At 58.4% G+C, this 17,736-nt stretch carries 17 protein-coding genes; 9 read left to right on the plus strand and 8 right to left on the minus strand.

The window, feature by feature from the left end; genetic code table 11:
- Positions 1–1,751: calcium-binding protein (locus QZ268_RS05145; RefSeq protein WP_295449058.1), on the plus strand; the 1,751-nt coding region annotated here is incomplete at its 5' end.
- A 585-nt stretch (positions 1,752–2,336) separates the two neighbouring features.
- Here the strand turns inward: QZ268_RS05145 and QZ268_RS05150 are convergent.
- Positions 2,337–2,639, minus strand: a complete 303-nt coding sequence (locus QZ268_RS05150; RefSeq protein WP_295449061.1) for a DUF6476 family protein — start codon at positions 2,637–2,639, stop codon at positions 2,337–2,339.
- Between QZ268_RS05150 and QZ268_RS05155 the strand changes: the two genes are divergently transcribed.
- Complete coding sequence (locus tag QZ268_RS05155; protein WP_295449065.1) at positions 2,638–3,678, plus strand: RluA family pseudouridine synthase; 1,041 nt, start codon at positions 2,638–2,640, stop codon at positions 3,676–3,678. The genes QZ268_RS05150 and QZ268_RS05155 overlap by 2 nt on opposite strands.
- A gap of 138 nt (positions 3,679–3,816) precedes the next feature.
- On the opposite strand, the gene QZ268_RS05160 is transcribed toward QZ268_RS05155, so the two are convergent.
- The gene (locus tag QZ268_RS05160) at positions 3,817–4,251 is read right to left on the minus strand and encodes a hypothetical protein (RefSeq protein WP_295449068.1); all 435 of its coding nucleotides are present in this window, start codon (positions 4,249–4,251) and stop codon (positions 3,817–3,819) included.
- A 102-nt stretch (positions 4,252–4,353) separates the two neighbouring features.
- On the opposite strand from QZ268_RS05160, the gene QZ268_RS05165 reads away from it, so the two are divergent.
- A complete protein-coding gene (locus tag QZ268_RS05165; protein WP_295449071.1) occupies positions 4,354–5,172 on the plus strand; it encodes a LysR family transcriptional regulator in 819 nt (272 codons plus the stop codon).
- A 180-nt stretch (positions 5,173–5,352) separates the two neighbouring features.
- Entirely contained in the window at positions 5,353–6,249 is an 897-nt protein-coding gene (gene rpoH, locus QZ268_RS05170) for an RNA polymerase sigma factor RpoH (RefSeq protein WP_295449074.1), read from the plus strand.
- Positions 6,250–6,894: 645 nt separating this feature from the next.
- On the opposite strand, the gene QZ268_RS05175 is transcribed toward rpoH, so the two are convergent.
- From QZ268_RS05175 to QZ268_RS05195, 5 genes are all read right to left on the minus strand, one after another.
- Positions 6,895–7,746 (minus strand): aminoglycoside phosphotransferase family protein, encoded by an 852-nt coding sequence (locus tag QZ268_RS05175; protein WP_295449077.1) that lies wholly within the window; start codon positions 7,744–7,746, stop codon positions 6,895–6,897.
- The gene (locus QZ268_RS05180) at positions 7,743–8,243 is read right to left on the minus strand and encodes a GNAT family N-acetyltransferase (RefSeq protein WP_295449080.1); all 501 of its coding nucleotides are present in this window, start codon (positions 8,241–8,243) and stop codon (positions 7,743–7,745) included. Before QZ268_RS05180 ends, QZ268_RS05175 begins: the two co-directional genes overlap by 4 nt.
- Positions 8,243–10,078 carry a M3 family oligoendopeptidase gene (locus QZ268_RS05185; protein ID WP_295449083.1) on the minus strand — a complete coding sequence of 612 codons (1,836 nt, stop codon included), beginning with the start codon at positions 10,076–10,078 and terminating at the stop codon, positions 8,243–8,245. The genes QZ268_RS05180 and QZ268_RS05185 overlap by 1 nt, the downstream gene beginning before the upstream one ends.
- Positions 10,079–10,296: 218 nt before the next feature.
- The gene (locus tag QZ268_RS05190) at positions 10,297–11,289 is read right to left on the minus strand and encodes an alpha/beta hydrolase (protein ID WP_295449086.1); all 993 of its coding nucleotides are present in this window, start codon (positions 11,287–11,289) and stop codon (positions 10,297–10,299) included.
- A complete protein-coding gene (locus QZ268_RS05195; RefSeq protein WP_295449089.1) occupies positions 11,289–11,579 on the minus strand; it encodes an SCP2 sterol-binding domain-containing protein in 291 nt (96 codons plus the stop codon). Before QZ268_RS05195 ends, QZ268_RS05190 begins: the two co-directional genes overlap by 1 nt.
- Before the next feature lie 141 nt (positions 11,580–11,720).
- Between QZ268_RS05195 and QZ268_RS05200 the strand changes: the two genes are divergently transcribed.
- The 5 genes from QZ268_RS05200 to QZ268_RS05220 all read left to right on the plus strand — a co-directional run bounded on the left by QZ268_RS05200 (position 11,721) and on the right by QZ268_RS05220 (position 16,958).
- Positions 11,721–12,290, plus strand: coding sequence for a tetratricopeptide repeat protein (locus tag QZ268_RS05200; protein ID WP_295449092.1), 570 nt, complete (start codon positions 11,721–11,723; stop codon positions 12,288–12,290).
- Positions 12,291–12,354: 64 nt separating this feature from the next.
- Positions 12,355–15,327 carry a helicase-related protein gene (locus QZ268_RS05205; RefSeq protein WP_295449094.1) on the plus strand — a complete coding sequence of 991 codons (2,973 nt, stop codon included), beginning with the start codon at positions 12,355–12,357 and terminating at the stop codon, positions 15,325–15,327.
- 6 nt (positions 15,328–15,333) lie between these two features.
- Entirely contained in the window at positions 15,334–15,708 is a 375-nt protein-coding gene (locus QZ268_RS05210; RefSeq protein ID WP_295449097.1) for an RNA-binding S4 domain-containing protein, read from the plus strand.
- 64 nt (positions 15,709–15,772) lie between these two features.
- Entirely contained in the window at positions 15,773–16,111 is a 339-nt protein-coding gene (gene fdxA, locus QZ268_RS05215) for a ferredoxin FdxA (RefSeq protein ID WP_009809190.1), read from the plus strand.
- A gap of 331 nt (positions 16,112–16,442) precedes the next feature.
- Positions 16,443–16,958, plus strand: coding sequence for a CarD family transcriptional regulator (locus QZ268_RS05220; protein WP_295449100.1), 516 nt, complete (start codon positions 16,443–16,445; stop codon positions 16,956–16,958).
- A gap of 58 nt (positions 16,959–17,016) precedes the next feature.
- On the opposite strand, the gene QZ268_RS05225 is transcribed toward QZ268_RS05220, so the two are convergent.
- The coding region (locus QZ268_RS05225; protein WP_295449103.1) for an adenosylcobinamide-GDP ribazoletransferase at positions 17,017–17,736 on the minus strand (720 nt) is incomplete at its 5' end.

A 17,736-nucleotide genomic window follows, 5' to 3' on the forward strand; every position in this document is an offset into this window, starting at 1 on the left:
CAGTAGCGAAAGCGCGGCAGTGTCGGTATTGTTCTTCATGGCGTGATCTCCCTGGCGGTTGCTGCCGCCGGTTGGGTGGGTTCAGTTCACCCGGAGATTACGCCACCTTCAAATTTCCACCACCTTCGCGACACGACCGGACTGACATCTTCGATTTTAGTCAGAACCTTGGCGGATATATTCAGCCCGGATACACCGTCACTGGCACGGTCGGAGGAAGCGATACCGGGGACTACATTCGAACCTCCATGGCATTTGGCCAACCCTATACTTTTGTGCTCTCTGGCGAGGGTGTATCCTTTGAAATGCTGGATGATGGCAATCCGGTCGTCGCACAAGTAAACGGCAATACGCTAACCTATACCAGCACACACCCATCAGACTTTGCGGACATACGTGTGACCGGAAACGGCAGTTACTCGGTAACGATGGTGGGTATTGCTGCGGACTACGTGCCGGATGAAGATGGCGGAACATTGGTCGGCGCTCCTGATCTTGAGTTTGGCACATCCATCTCTGGGGTAATCAACGGATCCGGAGGAACACGCGAAACCGACTACTATGCGATCCAAGTTTTTTCTGGGCAAACCTATAATTTCGCCATGACACAGGCGGACTCACCCTATGGTGCGACATCAGGTGCCGAAATCCAGATTTTGGACGCTGCAGGAGACCCCATTCTGACCGGCGGCTCTTGGAGTGCGAGTGCCTGGGATAATGGCGCAACCTATTCATTCTCGCCCTCGGTTTCTGGGGTCTACTATGTAAGGGCAGATACTTATTTTGGCTCCTTTGGGGCCTATACGCTGACCGCCTCAATTGGTGACGCTCCGACGGCTATCGCAAATGTTGATGCGGTGACTGCAGGCGATGCGTCTGGCGCAACCTCAGTCACTGTTCGCATCGCACTAGATGCCGCAGCAGAGGGGGATATTTCTGGCAGCATAACGCTAACGGCGGCTGATTCCGACTATTCCAGTGCAGCAACCACGTTTGACGCGACATTCACCGTCGAAGCTGGTGATACCTTTGTAGAAATCACCATACCTGCGGGAACCGTATCAGACTTTGGTGAAGACACCGTTTTTGTTGCCAGTATAGCCGAGGTCAACAACGCGCAAATCGGCCAGGGCTTTCTGGCGTCTGAAACCTACAACAGCGGTGCCAATACCGCCTCAGAAGGTGACGATGTTCTAAGAGGCACCCAGGGACGTGATAGCATCAACGCCTTGGGGGGGGACGATAATCTCTCGGGCTTGGGTGGCCGTGACCGGCTCATCGGTGGTGCTGGCGACGACACTCTCAATGGAGGTCGCGGAAACGACATTATTCGGGCGGGATCAGATAACGATCAGCTTTCCGGAGCAGCCGGTCGCGATCGGCTATTTGGAAACTCTGGGCAGGATCAGCTATTCGGCAATAAGGGCAATGATCGTCTGTACGGTAATAACGGTCGAGACACCCTGAATGGCGGCTCAGGTGATGATTTTTTGCAGGGTGGGGGGCAAGCCGATACCTTTGTTTTCTCCGGAGCATTCGGAAACGATACCATTGGTGATTTTTCCGAACACAAACGCGCTGAGAAAATCGATTTGTCGGGTGTGGAGGAAATTACTGGCCTGCGAGATCTGCGCAACCACCATATGTCTCAAGACGGTAACGATGTGGTCATACAGGATGGTATGGGAAATACGATAACTGTACTGGGGGTCGATATGTCAGACTTAGGTCATAGCGATTTCATTTTCTGATCGGACGGGGGCTGCCGAATGGACCTTGTAATGCACGCTCTCTGCGGATTGCTTCCGCTCGTTTGCGGCGCAGAATGAACCAAGGTCGGGAACGTTCACGAAATGGCTGCTTTCGTGAAATTGATCAGTTGTCTCCGCACTTGCGGAAATTTCGGCACTGTGCCTTTCTTTAATGTATTGATTGGGCTGGCTGCTGCCTGTCAGTACAACCTTGCCAAACCGGCAACTCCAAGGGCGCGACCCGGATGTGGCTCTGAGTATCAGTGGCCCATAGCCGCTAGTTTCACTCCAAACTAGGTAGGCCTATTATCCAAACTGCGTTGAAAATAAATGGAAACCATTTGATTGTGAAGCAGGAGATCCCCCCGTTCGAGCCGGGGCGGAGGTGTCACTCAAATACTGACTACTGGTTTCTGTGAGAGAGAGGTTGGAGCGGTTCTCCGGCATTCTGGGTCCAACGCACCTTCTGTTTTAGCACACTCTACACAGGCTAGGGCGTCTACCAGTGATCTGGTCAGCGCCTGCACCAACTGCGTAGAGAGGCACAAGACCTCTGTCTTCAGCAGCCCCGCAATTGGCGCGCAGCTATTCGATGTCTATCGCCTGGCGAACTGCCTGGTTGTCTGGGTCCAGAATCAGGATTTGATCGTCCGTGGTCACCACCGCGATCCAGCCGGATCCAAAAGTCACCGCCTGGGCTGTGGTGCCGGCGGGCAGGGTGATTTTGCTGGGCAGGGTGGGGCTATCTGCAGACAAGCGGATGACAAGCAGGCTGACAACCAGTACAAGCCCGCCAATCATCACCACGGTTAATGTGGTCACCAGTCGACGCAGGAATTTCAGCTGCGGCGGTTCGTCTTGGATTTCAGGCTTGGAAGGATCAGTCATGGGCAGCCGCCAGATTGAGTTTATCATCGCGGAAGACCCGCCTAAAAGGCTTGATAAAGCGGTTTCGCGCGATGTGCCAGCCGAAGCTGCATTGTCACGTACACGGCTCGCCCGATTGATCGAGGCAGGCAGCCTGACAATGGATGGCGCTGTGGTGCGCGACGCCAAGGCCCGGGTGGTTGAAGGGGCGCTGATCTCCATCACCGTGGAGGAGGCCGAGGACAGTCACATCGGTCCCGAAGATATTACCCTGGATGTGATCTTTGAGGATGGCGATCTGATCGTGATCAATAAACCTGCGGGTATGGTGGTGCATCCGGCACCAGGGACACCATCGGGAACTCTGGTCAATGCCTTGCTGCATCACTGCGGCGAAAACCTCTCTGGTGTGGGCGGGGTCAAGCGCCCCGGCATTGTGCACCGTATCGACAAAGAGACCTCCGGGCTTTTGGTGGTGGCCAAATCGGATGTGGCCCATCAGGGGCTGGCGCGGCAGTTTGAGAAACACACGGTGGAGCGCTATTACCGGGCTCTTTGCTATGGGGTGCCTGATGCCAATGATCCGCGACTGCGGGGGGTAAAGGGCACCAGTTTTGAACCGGGCAACATTCTGAAACTGACAACACAACTGGCGCGGCACAAATTTGACCGCCAGCGTCAGGCCGTGTTGTTCCAGGGCGGGCGCCATGCGGTGACCCGTGCCCGCATTGTCGCGCCCTTTGGCCAGCCGCCGGTGGCTGCCCTGATCGAATGCTGGCTGGAAACGGGGCGTACCCATCAGATCCGGGTCCATATGGCCCATGCGGGCCATGGCCTGGTTGGCGATCCGACCTATGGCGGCAAACGCAAACTTGCCGCCAAATCCCTGACCCCAGCGGCGATTGCCGCTGTGCAGAGTTTTCCCCGGCAGGCCCTGCATGCGGCGGTCCTGGGTTTTGTGCACCCGGTCAGCGGCGCGGAGATGCGGTTTGAAGCGCCGCTTCCCCAGGACATGAGCGATCTGATCGAGGCGCTGCGTCTGCCCCCTGTCGCGGGCTGATCTGGGGGGGATCTCTGTTTTTATGTTTGGGCTGCACGGCGGGGGTGAAGCCCGCCGTGCAGCCCGGTGTGGCTTTGTGGCATGCCCTGACAATGGCTGCCGCATAGATCGGCACCCATTGCGGTGGCTGCGTAGGGTCTAGATCGCGGCTGTGTCAGGGCAATCAATCACATTGGTGACGGTTTCGCGGAAGAAATCCACCTTGCCGTCCGTCTCATGGGACAGGATCAGCGTGGCGCTGGTGCACATGCGACCGCGCACCCCATAGAAAAACTTTTGTTCAAACGTGGTGAGCATCCATCCTTCTTGCGGCAGCGGCTGTGTTGCGATCGACAGGGCTTCTGTGCCTTTTGGAAAGACCTCTGTTCCCAAGCGGGTGAGGATGGTGGCGATATCCGCAAGGCCTTTGCCGACCTGCCAGCTCACATCCGCTTCATCGTGAAAGTGGTCAATGCGAAAATCAATATCGTCAGCCATATAGGTCACCAGGGCGGGATCGCCGGCGACGAATTTGCGCAGCAGGGTTTCAATCGCACTGACGGGTGTTTTGGTGGGGGCAGCGGTGGTGTTCATTTTGACAGTCCTTTGAACAGGGTTACGGTGAGCAAAAGAGATGGCAGACCTTTCTGGTATATGATATTCTGGGGTTAACTATCCTTTGTATAGGTTTTACCTATGTTAGAACTCACGCCGCTCCGATACTTTATGAGCGCCCTGGAGATGGGCTCGTTCAGCCATGCGGCCAGGGCCAATGGGGTGAGCCAGCCGACGGTCTCGGCAGCGATTCAAAAGCTTGAGGACCTGATGGGGGGCGACCTGTTCTATCGGCACCGGCGCGGCCTGACCGTGACGCCGCTGGGGGAGCGGCTCTATGCCGAGGCAGCGGGCAGCGTGGCGCAGTTGTCTGGGATGGTGCAGCGGTTGCAGACCAGCGAGCGGCGCCTGTTGCGCATTCACTGCCCGCCGGATGTCCTGCTGGCGTCCTTTACGGCCGGGTTTCGCGCACTCAGGTTGGCGCACCCAGAGACCTATCTGTCCTTTGCCCCCGTGCTGGAAGAGGCAGATCTGGCCCTGATCAGTGAAGGCTGCGTCCCTGCAGGCCATGACTTTTTCCCGCTGCGCACAGAAAGCTACGGAGTCGCTCTGCCGCAGGCACATGTTCTGGTAGCCGGGAGCAGTGTTGATCTGGCGGATTTGAGAGACGAGGCCCGTATTCATCGGCCCTATTGTCCCAATGCAGACAGCATGCCGGACGAGCAGGGGTTAATACCCTTGCCACCAGCGCAGGCTTTGCATGATCAGCAGGTTCTGGATCTTGTCGCTGCCGGGTTGGGGGTGGCCTTTGTGCCGATGTCCCATGACGGCATCCATGGGGGTGTCACTGTCCGGCCTCTGCGCAACGCGCCGGAGGTGTTCCGAACTCTGGGGGTTTCCAGCCGCAAAACAGTCTTTGCCCGGCAGTTTGCCCAGTTTTTGGTCGCGGCAAGGCAGTAGGGCGGGAAAAGACAATTTTATGGAGAAAGGTGATTTTCTTTTGGGTTATGTGTCAAAGGTCACAGATGTTTCGTCGGCTGAAATATAAAAGCGTACTTGCAGGCGCCCCTTGAAAGGCGTTTAGCGTTAACCCATATGATCAATGTTAAGTCCATAAACATCTTGGGAGGGACCGTTTGAATGGCTAATTATGCAAATCTGCCCGCACCGACCCCCGAAGGCGGGTTGAACCGCTATATGCAAGAAATCCGTAAGTTCCCGCTGCTGGAACCAGAAGAAGAATACATGTTGGCCAAGGCCTGGGTGGAAAAAGAGGACTCTGGTGCGGCGCATCGGATGGTGACCTCGCACCTGCGTCTGGCGGCCAAGATCGCTATGGGCTACCGGGGCTATGGTCTGCCGCAGGCCGAAGTGATCTCTGAGGCCAATGTCGGTTTGATGCAGGCGGTGAAACGCTTTGATCCCGAAAAAGGCTTCCGTCTGGCGACCTATGCCATGTGGTGGATCCGCGCCTCGATCCAGGAATATGTCCTGCGCTCCTGGTCGATGGTCAAGCTGGGCACAACCTCGGCGCAAAAGAAACTGTTCTTTAACCTGCGCAAGGCCAAGGCCCGTATCGGTGCCCTGGAAGAGGGGGATCTGCGCCCCGAAAACGTTGCCAGGATTGCCCATGACCTTGGGGTGACCGAGGACGAAGTGGTCTCAATGAACCGCCGGATGTCCGGTGGCGACGCCTCTCTCAATGCCACTGTTGGCAGCGAGGGCGAGGGCACTATGCAGTGGCAGGACTGGCTTGAGGATGAAGACGCCGACCAGGCTGGTGACTATGAGGCTCGCGATGAGCTGGAAGCCCGTCGTGAGCTGTTGGCCCAGGCCCTGGACGTGCTGAACGACCGGGAAAAGGATATTCTCACCCAGCGTCGTCTGGCGGAGAAGGTGCAGACTCTGGAAGAGTTGAGCGCAGAATACGGCGTGAGCCGGGAGCGGATCCGCCAGATCGAGGTGCGGGCCTTTGAAAAACTGCAAAAGAAAATGCTTGAGCTGGCCTCGGCTAAGGGCATGCTGGCAGCACATTAACCGGCTCTGATAGCTGGGTTCACAAGCGGGCGGTCCCATTGGGGCCGCCCGTTTTTTTGTTTGGGGCGCTACATCTGGCGGGAGGCTGGCACCCTGTATGGTTGCAGGGCAGCTGGCTGAGCTGGACCCGCGCCAAGGTCGGGTGTTCAGCGGAACTGGCGCAGAACCTGGCGGGCTGGCAAAAAGGCTGGCGGGCGAGGGGGTGCGGCGGGTGCGGGGGCTGGCGGAGCCGCTGCGATGGCGACGATCAAACCCTAGCTAAAGTCGCAGAGGATCAGCGCAGAAAGCGAGATCCCCAAAGCGAACACGCAGAACGTGCTGGCTAAACAGCAGGCTGGCTAAAAACGGCTGGCTACTAGATGGGCTGGCTGAAAAGCGGGCTGGCTAAGATCGGTAAGTTGCTGGCATGGCTGGCTGTCTGGCGTGTCCTGGCAAAGCCCGGACTGGCTGGAGTGGCTTGCTGCTTGCTGCCTGACGATCTGGCGGGCTGCGGTTCTTGTCTTATGGATAGGGCTGTCAGAGTGAGTCGTCAATCATGATTTCAGAAAAATCGAACAAAAACAAATAGTTGACAGAAATGCTCAGGTAGTCGGGGTGGCGTTTCCAGACGCGGAGCTCGCGAAGAGGGGAAATAGTGCCCGATCCTTAAAACCTGGAGTGCTGAACCAGCAGCCGCTCCAACAGGATCAGTTCGGGGTCGTGTTGCAGATCCGCCCCCTGTCGCCAGACCAGGGACAAGGCAGTTTTTGCACAGGACCATTGCAGCAGGCGCTTTGGTGACACGTCAAAGACCTGTCCCCAGAGCCTTGCGCGCCGGGCAATCAGATCGGCGCTATATATGTCCTGTTCCAGACCTTTGGGATGGCGAAAGGCATTGGCCAATTCATAGCAGCGCTCGCCAATCAGCCCCTTGGCATCAAACGCGCAATAGCCGCCTGTGCCCTGACGAATGTTCTGGTGATGCAGATCCCCATGCAACGGGCGAATGTCTTCTTGGTTGGCCAGCAGGGCCTCTGCCAGGCTTTGCGCCTGTTGTACTGTGCGGAGGGCTTGGCCGGTCAGGTTCAGGTCAGCTGCAGGCGCGCGCAGGGCTTTGAACCAGGCGGCAAGAGGCGTCAAGCCGGGCAGTTTTAACGCTTTGGTTTGGGTGTGAATGTCCGCGGCGACCTGAGCCAGAGCGGTATCTGCCTCTGCCTGCCCGCCATTGCGGGCGATATCCCCCAGCGAAGGCCCCGGCAACCATTCCATCAACACAGCGTTCTGGGCGACCTGGTAGATCTGCGCCACAGGGCCTTGCAATGCGGCCAGGAAGGGAAAGCCACTGGCTTCGTTGCCCATATGCCCTGCAGTGTAGAGTTTCAAAGCCGCCTGACCATGGCGCTGCGTTTCCACATGCCAGATCTGTGCCCGCGGCACCTCTTGCAGTGACAAGACGCGGGTGATCTGGAACGTCGAAATCAACTCAGCTGGCAGGGCAGGCAGGGCTGGGTGGTTCATTGTGCTCGCCTGTCCCCTAAATCCAAACGCTCTGCCCCGGGCAGGGCCATGCGCATCACCAGTTGCAGGCCAAACAGCCCGCCAAAGTGCAAGTCTTGGGCCTGGGTAAAGCCGGTCTTGCGATAGAGGCTGATGGCAGTGAGATTGTGCAAATCCACGGTCAGAACCAGGCCGGTGTGATTTGGATAATGGTGGCGCAGATAGTCGGGCATGGCCTGCAAGGCCCGCGTGGCGTAGCGCTTTTGCTGGTAGAGGTGATCAATCATAAACCCCCGCAGCCCCAGCTCGAGCCCCTGGGCGAGGCCATAGGCCCGGTCAATTTTGAAAAAACCAACAGCGGCACCCTGAAAAAAGATGGCGTGGAAATCCACGCCATCCTCAGCGGTATTGAAAGCCTGCGCTATGGTGCCCGAAAACAGGACCTGATCCGGCGCCACGGCGATGTGACGCACAAGATCATAGTCGCGCGCGGGGATTGGGCGCAGCTCCAGCGCCATTAGTCCTCCATGGCTTCCAGCTCATCAATCATGCCAGAAATCATCGACAGGCCCTTGTCCCAGAACTTGGGGTCCGAGGCATCAAGACCAAAGGGGGCAAGCAGCTCTTTGTGATGCTTGGAGCCACCGGCCTTGAGCATGTCAAAGTACTTGTCCTCAAAGCCCTCGCCACCCTCAGCGTAGACCGAATACAGCGCGTTCACCAAGCCGTCGCCAAAGGCATAGGCATAGACATAGAAGGGCGAGTGCACAAAATGCGGCACATAGCACCAGAAGGTCTCGTAGCCCTCCATGAAGTCAAAGGCTTCACCCAAGGATTCGGCCTGCACCGACATCCACAGGGCGTTGATGTCATCCGGGGTGAGTTCGCCGTCAGCGCGGGCCGCATGCAGTTTGCATTCAAAGTCATAAAAGGCAATCTGGCGCACCACGGTGTTGATCATGTCCTCAACCTTGCCGGCCAGCAGGATCTTGCGCTGCTCTTTGGTTTCTGCCCCGTCCAGCATTTTGCGGAAGGTGAGCATCTCGCCAAATACACTGGCGGTTTCGGCCAGGGTCAGCGGCGTTGAGGAGAGCATCTCGCCCTGTTGGGCGGCCAGCACCTGATGCACGCCATGGCCCAGCTCATGGGCCAGGGTCATCACGTCCCGTGGCTTGCCCAGATAGTTCAGCATCACATAGGGGTGCACATCGGTGACGGTGGGGTGGGCAAAGGCACCGGGGGCCTTGCCGGGTTTGACGCCCGCATCAATCCAGCCCTTGGAGAAAAACGGCGCGGCCAGCTCCCCCATGCGCGGATCAAAGGCCTCATAAGCCTCCATCACGGTTTTTTCGGCCTGCGCCCAGTCGACGACGCGGCTGTCTTCCATCGGCAGCGGCGCGTTGCGGTCCCAGACCTGCATGCGGTCCAGCCCCAGCCATTTGCGTTTCAGCTCGTAATAGCGGTGCGACAGCTTGGGGTAGGCGGCAACCACAGCTTCGCGCAGGGCCTCGACCACTTCGGGTTCCACATCATTGGACAAATGGCGGCCAGTTTGCGGTGTCGGCATGCCACGCCAGCGGTCCATGATTTCCTTTTCCTTGGACTGGGTGTTGTGGACGCGGGCAAAGGTTTTGACATTGGCCTGAAACACCCGCGCCAATTCGCGCGAGGCGGCTTCGCGTTTGCTGCGATCCTGTTCGGTCAGCAGGCTCAGGGTGCCTTCGATGTTCAGCTCCTGGCCCTCGACCTGAAAGGTCAAGCCAGCAATGGTTTCGTCGAACAGCCGCTCCCAGGCGTCGCCCACCACGCCCAGATCATGCAGGAAGCGCTCCAGCTCATCCGAGAGCTGATAGGGCTTCATGGCGCGGATGCGGTCAAACACAGGTTTGTAGCGGGCAAGATCCGCATTGGCGGCAAAATGCGCGTCCAGAGCCTCGTCTTCAATGCGGTTGATTTCCAAAGTGAAAAACACCAGCGGCGTGGTGAAGATGGTGATCTTCTCCTGCATGTCGGACATGAATTTGGTGCGGTCCGCATCCGTGGTCAGCTGGTAATAGCGCAGACCGGCATAGGACATGATGCGCCCGGCAATGGAATTGATCTTTTCGTTGCGCAGCACGCAGTTCAGCAGGCCGGCGGCATCCAGATCGGCCAGCTTACCTTGGTAATCTGCGGCAAAGGAGCTGCATTCCTGCTCCAGCCAGTCCAGATCGCGAGACAGCTCTGGCGCGTCATCGGAGGCATAGAGATCGGTGAGATCCCAGACCGGCAGATTGCCCAGCTCATCAGAACCAGAGCTGGCATTGGCATCACGGACGAGGGCATCACGGACGGGAAAGGGGAGTTGCAACATGGGGGCTCCTTGGCGGGCATCTCTGTTATGGCGTTGCACAACATCTAAGGGGCACAGGGGCGGATCACAAGCAAAGCCCCGCGCCGAAATTCGGGACGGGGCAGATTTGGTGATGCGAATTTACAGCAACCGCCAAGGCGGTGTTGGTCCCGTATCCGCAGGCGTAACACGCCGTTGTCTCACCCGTGGTCTGGCTAGTGGCCTGTGTAGTGGCCCAGCTACCGGTATTGGTCAAACAGCTGGGTCATCTTGTCAAAAACCCTGCGGCGCGTCTCCTGGCCCTCCATCACGATCTCGTGCTGCGCCGGATCAATCAGGTCCAACTCGCCACCGGGCCAGCGCGCCATGCGATCTTTGACCGCCGCGCTGTTGACGATCTGCTCTTGCGCGCCAAGAAAGGTGAGGCAGGGCAATACCGGTGAGGGGCGCTCGGCCAGTGTTTCGCATTCCTTCAGCCCTTCGCTCAACCAGTTGATGGTGGGCCCGCCCAAGACCAGATCGGGCTGCGCCTTCAGCTGGTCAATCATCAATTGATACATCGCCGGATCATTGGTCAGGGTGTTGCCCTTGAAGGGCGCGGTTTCCACATAATGGCCCTGGGTCGTTGTCGGGACGCGCTTGTCGCCCATTCCTAAAACGGGCGCCAGGCCACCAAGGACCCGGGCTACGGGCTTCATGGTGTTGGGGATGAGGATGCCCCACATGGGCGCAGAAAAGGCGCAGGCCTTGACCGGCAGGCCCTCCATCAGGGCGCGCAGGCCAATGGCACCGCCCATGGAATGGCCCAAGAGATACCAGGGTTCCGGCAGTTTTAGCTGCTTGGCCAGCTTCACAACCGCTGCCACGTCTTTTTGAAAGTCGCCAAATTCTTCCACGTGACCCAGGCGGCGATCCGCAAGCATGCGTTCGCCCAGCCCCTGTCCACGCCAATCCACTGCCAAAGCGGCATAGCCGCGCTGGTTGAAATCAGCGGCGGCGGGGCCATATTTTTCGACATATTCGGTGCGGCCGGGAAAGATCAGCACAGTGCCTTTTACTGGGCCTTTTATTACTGGGCCTTTTACCGGCTCATCCCCGGTTGGCAGCCAGTGACCGACGCGAATGCGCAACCCGTCATTAGTGGTTGCCCAATGGGCCTGTCCGGTTTTGGGTCCTTCTGCGATTTCAGCAAAATAGGGCGCGGGGGTCAGGTCCATCAGGCTTTTGTCCATTAGGCCAGCGCCGATGCCAGCTGCATGGCTGTGCCCATGTCACCGTCGATGGTGAGTTTGCCGGACATAAAGGCGCTGGTTGGGTTCACCTCTCCGGTCAGGATGCCCTGAAAGGTCTCTGCATCGGCGGACATGGTGACATCTGCCTCGTCGTCGCTGACGCGGGCGCCATTGCCGTCCAGCACAATGGAGCCAAGGCCTTCGATGGCAAATTTTGCGGTGGCAGAGAAATCACTGCCAGCCATTTTTTCGTTCATGGCGGCGGCGGCTTGTTCGAGTGTGTCGCTCATTTGGGTCTTCCTTTGATCATGGTGCAGCGGGGTGCACAGCGGTGTCATTGTGCGGCCCCGCGCACGGGAAACTGCAATTTTGTGTGAAGCCCCTGCTTCCAGCACTAGAAAAAACGCGGCACAGGGTTACACTGGCTCATCATGATCGTAAATCACTTGAACCTCAAAGCTATCGTGGCGGCAACGCTGCTTACAGTCACGATTTCCATGCCTTTTGCAATCGCTGCGGGCGAAAGTTCAGCGGAATCTGACCTGTTGGATCAGCTGGTTTCCGCTGATGCCGCAAGCGCGCGGGGGGTCGATCGGGAGTTGCAGGCGCTCTGGCGCAAAAGCGGCTCTGCGGCGATGGACCTTTTGTTGTCGCGCGCTGTTGAGGCCATGACCAAAGGTGATTTTCTAGCGGCGATTGAACATCTTACGGCGCTGACGGATCACGCGCCGGATTTTGCCCGCGGTTGGTATGAACGGGCCCGCGCCTATCACGCAATGGGGGCCTATGGGCCTTCGGTTGCGGATCTCGAACGGGCTTTGGCGCTGAACCCGAATGATTACAATGCGATCTATGCCTTGGGGACGGTGTTTGAACAGTTCCGCGACCCCAAACGCGCCTATGAGGCCTATTTGCGTGCCAAGGCTATACATCCCCACCACGAAGAAGTACTCAGCGCGCTGGAGCGTCTGCGGCCCGAGGTTGCAGGCAAGGATCTTTAAGCCGACCTGATTCCGTAGTGTCACACTCGACCTGTAGGAAAGAGGCAGAACAAGGGCTGATCAGATGGCAGGCGCATCGCGGATCTTGGCGGTTTTGGGGCCGACAAATACCGGCAAAACACATTACGCGATTGAACGGATGCTGGGCTATCGCACCGGCATCATGGGCTTTCCCCTGCGGCTGTTGGCGCGCGAGGTCTATGATAAAATCGTCGCCATTCGCGGCCCCTCGGTGGTGGCGCTGGTCACCGGCGAAGAGCGCATCGTGCCGCCCCGGGCAAAATACTGGATCTGCACGGTTGAGGCGATGCCGCCGGGCATGGGCTGTGATTTCCTGGCGATTGACGAAATTCAGCTTTGTGCCGATCCCGAGCGCGGCCATGTCTTTACCGAACGGTTGCTGCACTCTCGTGGCACCAATGAAACCTTGTTTCTGGGCGCCGATACCATGCGCGGGCCGATCAAGGCGCTGGTGCCAGAGGTGGAGTTTCTGCGTCGCGAGCGGATGTCCGAACTGGTCTATGGTGGCTCCAAGAAAATCAGCCGGATGCCACCGCGCACCGCCATCGTTGGCTTCTCGGTTGATAATGTCTACGCCATCGCCGAGCTGTTGAAGCGGCAAAAAGGCGGGGCTGCGGTTGTTATGGGGGCGCTGTCTCCGCGCACCCGCAATGCCCAGGTTGAGCTCTATCAAAACGGTGAGGTCGATTATCTGGTGGCGACAGATGCCATTGGTATGGGGCTGAACCTGGATATCGACCATGTGGCCTTTTCCGCGACATCCAAATTTGACGGGCGACGCATGCGCCCCCTGGCGCCAAACGAGCTGGCGCAGATTGCCGGGCGGGCCGGGCGCGGTATGAGCCACGGCAGTTTTGGCGTCACCGGGGATGCGCGCCCCCTGGAGGATGAGGTGGCTGAAGCCATCATGGAACACCGCTTTACGCCATTGAAAAAGCTCAACTGGCGGTCGACAGATCTGCAGTTTGGGACGGTTGAGGCCCTGATCCGTTCGCTCGAATCATCGCCACAGGATGAGGTGCTGGTGCGCGCCCGCGAAGCAGATGACCTGGGCGCATTGAAATACCTGTCGCGCGACAGCGGCATAATTTCGCGCACAACCAATGCGCAATCGGTGCGCCTGCTGTGGGACGTGTGTCGTATTCCCGACTTTCGCGGTATCTCCCATGGGGAGCATGCGGCGCTGATTGGCGGTATTTTTGAATATTTGCACGGCGGTGGCGTGGTTCCCGACGACTGGCTGGCCCGTCAGATCAAGCGGATTGACCGCACGGATGGCGATATTGACACACTTTCCAAGCGTCTGGCCTTTATTCGTACCTGGACCTATGTCTCTCAGCGTAAAAATTGGCTGCGTGACGAAAGCCATTGGCGTGGCGTGACTCGCGCTGTAGAAGACAGGTTGTCAGATGCGCTGCACGAGCGCTTGACTCAAAGATTTGTGGACCGGCGCACATCCGTGCTTCTGCGGCGGCTCAAACAGAAGGAGGCCCTTTTGGCCGAAGTGAATGACAAGGGTGAAGTGACCGTCGAAGGCGAATTTGTCGGACGGTTGGACGGGTTCCGGTTTACCCCGGATAAAAGCGCACAAGGAGCGGAGGCAAAGACATTAAAGTCTGCCTCGCTGCAGGCGCTGGCGCCGCAATTCCATTTGCGCGCAGACCGGTTTTATAATGCACCCGATACCGAGATCGACTTCACCGAACAGGGTGGCCTGATGTGGGGCGACGCTGCCGTTGGTAAACTGGTGGCGGGTGCTGATCCGCTCAACCCGATGGTTGAGGTCTTTGTGGATGACGCCGCTGGTGCGGATGTTGCACAAAAGGTTGAACGCCGCCTGCAGCATTTCATCTCTCGCAAGGTGCAGGCGCTGTTTGAACCGCTGATCAATCTGCAAAAAGACGAAGAATTGACAGGTCTGGCCCGTGGCTTTGCCTTCCGTCTGGTCGAAGGTCTTGGCCTGCTGCCGCGTCACACCGTGATGCAGGAAGTCAAAGATCTGGATCAAGAGGCCCGTGGCGCGCTGCGCAAACACGGTATTCGGTTTGGCCAGTTCACCATCTTCATGCCGCTGTTGCTGAAACCCGCGCCGACGCGTCTGCGTCTGGTGCTGTGGTCGCTTGCCAACGGTGTGCAGGAATTCCCCGAAGCGCCGCCTCCCGGTCTGGTCACCGTGCCCGCCGCCAAGGATGCGCCGCAGGGCTACGATACCATGGCCGGCTACCGCGAAGCGGGCGAGCGGATGATCCGCATCGACATGCTGGAGCGTTTGGCTGATATGTTGCGCGCCGAAGACAGCCGCGGTGGCTTTGAAGCCAAGGCGGATATGTTGTCGATTACCGGCATGACGCTGGAGCAATTTGCCGATCTGATGCAGGGTCTGGGCTATCGCGCCGAAAAAGGCGAACGGGCCAAGGTCAAAGCAGCTCCCGAAGCGCCCAAAGAGGCTGCTCCTGCCGAAGAGGCGGAAGCCAAGTCCGAAGAGGCGCCTGCCGTTGAGGTGGAGGCCAAACCTGAGGACGCGCCTGTAGCTGAGGCTCCTGAAGAGGCCCCCGCTGCGCCAGAGGAGGCACCTGTCGAGGAGGCCAAAGCAGAGACCGCCGACGCAGCCGCAGATGCTCCGGCTGACGCGCCTGCTGAAGATTCTGTCGAAGCCCCGGCCGAGATGGAGGTCTTTTATACCTTCGCTTGGGGTGGTCGCGCCCGTCAGGGCGGTGGCAACCGTGGCCAGCGTCGTGGCCAGGGGGGCGGTGTAAGCCAAAACGCCGAAGCTGCTGCTGGACAGGATGGCCAGGAGCGTCGCGGTGGTAAACCGCGCGGTCAGGGTCGCTCGGGTGAGCGCAGTGGCGGCAAGCCCGGTGGGCGCCCTGCTGGCAAACCCGGTGGTAAAAAGGGAGGTCGCCCGCAACAACAGGGCAGCAAGACCTATTCCGCCCGGCCTCCAAAGAAAGAAAAGCAGATCGATCCGGACAACCCCTTTGCGGCAGCTCTGATGGGGCTGAAGCAAGGCGACTGATCCCGGATGCAGCCAAAGGCGGAGAAAATCCGGGTCGACAAGTGGCTCTGGCATGCGCGGTTCTTCAAAACCCGCAGCCTGGCCGCCAAACAGATCAGCGCCGGACATCTTCGCCTGAACGGCAGCAAGATCACAAAAACGGCTCAGAGCGTCACCTCAGGTGATGTTCTGAGCTTTCCACAGGGGCGACAGATTCGGGTGGTCGAAGTTGTCGCCATCGGCACCCGCCGCGGACCCGCCCCCGAGGCGCAGACCCTTTATCTTGATAAGACGCCAAAACAGGACATCCTGCCTGCAAATCCGCGATTTGAGGGAAAAGGGCGGCCAGACAAGAAATCTCGCAGGGCGCTTGACCTTTCCAGGCAACAGGACTTCACGTGACATCTTGAAGATGAAGCGAGTCTGAACTAGCTAGTTGCCAAACAGCAAATGGGACAAAGCCCGCATGACCTACGTCGTTACGGATAACTGCATCGCCTGCAAATACACCGATTGTGTAGAGGTGTGCCCGGTAGATTGTTTCTACGAGGGGGAAAACACCCTGGTGATCCACCCGGATGAATGCATCGACTGTGGTGTTTGCGAACCGGAATGCCCGGCCGATGCCATTCGCCCAGACACCGAGCCAGACATGGATAAATGGGTTGAGTTCAACCGCAAATACTCTGAGATGTGGCCGGTGATTGTCTCCAAAAAAGACCCGATGCCGGAGGCTGAAGAGCGTGACGGCGAAGAGGGCAAGCTTGAGAAATACTTCTCCGAGGCCCCCGGCGAGGGCGGGTAAGCGTCTCCGAATCTCGGGGTGGGTTGGAAAACATGACCAGTTTTTTGCCGAAAACCACCTGAAAACGGTGATTTTCACCTGCGATTGGCAGGAACAGGGCTCCCCTCGTCTTTCGAAGGGGGGCATTTTGTGATATGGTCTGCACAGATGTATATGAAAATGAAACCCATCTCGCGTGGCATTTTTGATGTAGCGCGCGGCCTGGGGATTGACCCACGGTGACGATAGAGCGTCTGACCTGCGATGCAGTTCAGGGGCGATAGCGTTGCCGTTGTTGTGTCGGATAGTTGCCTCTGGCGCTGCCCGGCCTCTAGCGTAAGGAAAGACCTGTATGACAAAATCGAAGAAGCTCGCATTCCGTCCCGACGAATATGTGGTTTATCCGGCCCATGGTGTTGGACAGATCATCTCGGTTGAGGAGCAGGAAGTGGCCGGCTTTGCGCTGGAGCTTTTCGTGATCACCTTTGAAAAGGACAAGATGACCCTGCGGGTGCCAACCAACAAGGCCATCGAAGTGGGTATGCGCTCGCTCAGCTCGCCGGATGTGATCAATCAGGCGATGAAAACCCTCAAAGGCAAGGCCAAGGTCAAACGCGCCATGTGGTCTCGCCGGGCGCAGGAATATGAGCAAAAGATCAACTCAGGTGATCTGATCGCGATCGCAGAAGTGGTGCGGGATTTGCACCGGACCGATGACCAGCGCGAGCAGAGCTATTCGGAGCGTCAGCTTTACGAAGCAGCACTTGAACGGTTAACCCGCGAGGTTGCAGCAGTGGGCGGCGGCGATGAGCTGGACGCGCAAAAGCAGATTGGTGACGTTTTGATGTCGCGCGCGGCTGCGGCTTAAGAAAACCTCAAACCCCATTTAGAAGCCGTCGTCTGAAAAGACGGCGGCTTTTGTCTGTTCACAGGATCGAAACCAGTGTGACCAAAGCGGCGATTTCCGCGATTTGCTGACTGGCACCCAGGACGTCACCGGTTTGCCCGCCGATCTTTTGGCTGGCGATCCGTGCGGTGCCGAAGCTCAGTCCTGCGACAATCACGGCGACGGGTATCGCCGCAAACCCAGCGAACAGCATTGCGTTGGCCATGGCGGCGGCGCTGGCCAAGAGCAGGGATTCGTGGGTGGGTCTGCCGACAGAATGGGACAAGCCATCTGGGCGGGCGGGCTCCACAAGCCCCATTAAGGCGACCATTGGCACACGCGACAAGGCCGCCGCTGTGACCAGCCCGCCGAGCAGAAAATGCTGCTCGATGAGGATGGTAATCGCACTCCATCGAAGTAGTAGTGACAACACCAGTACGACCACGCCGTAGGTACCGATGCGGCTGTCTTTCATAATCGCGAGCCGTTTGGCCCGGTCCAAACCGCCCCAAAAGCCGTCGGCGCAGTCAGCCAGACCATCCTCGTGCAGCGCGCCGGTGGCTACAATTTGAGTGACGAGGGTCAACGCCGCAGCCATCATTGGCGGGACGCCTAATAGCGTGGCGATCCAGCCGGTAAGCACGGCGACAAAGGCGACGATCACACCTGCAATTGGCCAAGCCCAGGCCGACTGAACGGCGCGATTGCGGGATGCGTTTACCGGGATGCGGGTCAACAGGCCGAGGGCCTCGACCACGTC

Origin of the sequence: uncultured Pseudophaeobacter sp. (genome assembly GCA_905479575.1) — a bacterium.
GTDB lineage: Bacteria > Pseudomonadota > Alphaproteobacteria > Rhodobacterales > Rhodobacteraceae > Pseudophaeobacter.

Bases quoted from the DNA above. Each gene is read 5' to 3' on its own strand.
- QZ268_RS05155 (WP_295449065.1), top strand. From the start codon at position 2,638: ATGGGCAGCCGCCAGATTGAGTTTATCATCGCGGAAGACCCGCCTAAA.
- QZ268_RS05180 (WP_295449080.1), bottom strand. From the start codon at position 8,243: ATGGCGCTGGAGCTGCGCCCAATCCCCGCGCGCGACTATGATCTTGTG.
- QZ268_RS05175 (WP_295449077.1), bottom strand. From the start codon at position 7,746: ATGAACCACCCAGCCCTGCCTGCCCTGCCAGCTGAGTTGATTTCGACG.
- rpoH (WP_295449074.1), top strand. From the start codon at position 5,353: ATGGCTAATTATGCAAATCTGCCCGCACCGACCCCCGAAGGCGGGTTG.
- QZ268_RS05195 (WP_295449089.1), bottom strand. From the start codon at position 11,579: ATGAGCGACACACTCGAACAAGCCGCCGCCGCCATGAACGAAAAAATG.
- QZ268_RS05205 (WP_295449094.1), top strand. From the start codon at position 12,355: ATGGCAGGCGCATCGCGGATCTTGGCGGTTTTGGGGCCGACAAATACC.
- fdxA (WP_009809190.1), top strand. From the start codon at position 15,773: ATGACCTACGTCGTTACGGATAACTGCATCGCCTGCAAATACACCGAT.
- QZ268_RS05210 (WP_295449097.1), top strand. From the start codon at position 15,334: ATGCAGCCAAAGGCGGAGAAAATCCGGGTCGACAAGTGGCTCTGGCAT.
- QZ268_RS05190 (WP_295449086.1), bottom strand. From the start codon at position 11,289: ATGGACAAAAGCCTGATGGACCTGACCCCCGCGCCCTATTTTGCTGAA.
- QZ268_RS05185 (WP_295449083.1), bottom strand. From the start codon at position 10,078: ATGTTGCAACTCCCCTTTCCCGTCCGTGATGCCCTCGTCCGTGATGCC.
- QZ268_RS05150 (WP_295449061.1), bottom strand. From the start codon at position 2,639: ATGACTGATCCTTCCAAGCCTGAAATCCAAGACGAACCGCCGCAGCTG.
- QZ268_RS05160 (WP_295449068.1), bottom strand. From the start codon at position 4,251: ATGAACACCACCGCTGCCCCCACCAAAACACCCGTCAGTGCGATTGAA.
- QZ268_RS05200 (WP_295449092.1), top strand. From the start codon at position 11,721: ATGATCGTAAATCACTTGAACCTCAAAGCTATCGTGGCGGCAACGCTG.
- QZ268_RS05220 (WP_295449100.1), top strand. From the start codon at position 16,443: ATGACAAAATCGAAGAAGCTCGCATTCCGTCCCGACGAATATGTGGTT.
- QZ268_RS05165 (WP_295449071.1), top strand. From the start codon at position 4,354: ATGTTAGAACTCACGCCGCTCCGATACTTTATGAGCGCCCTGGAGATG.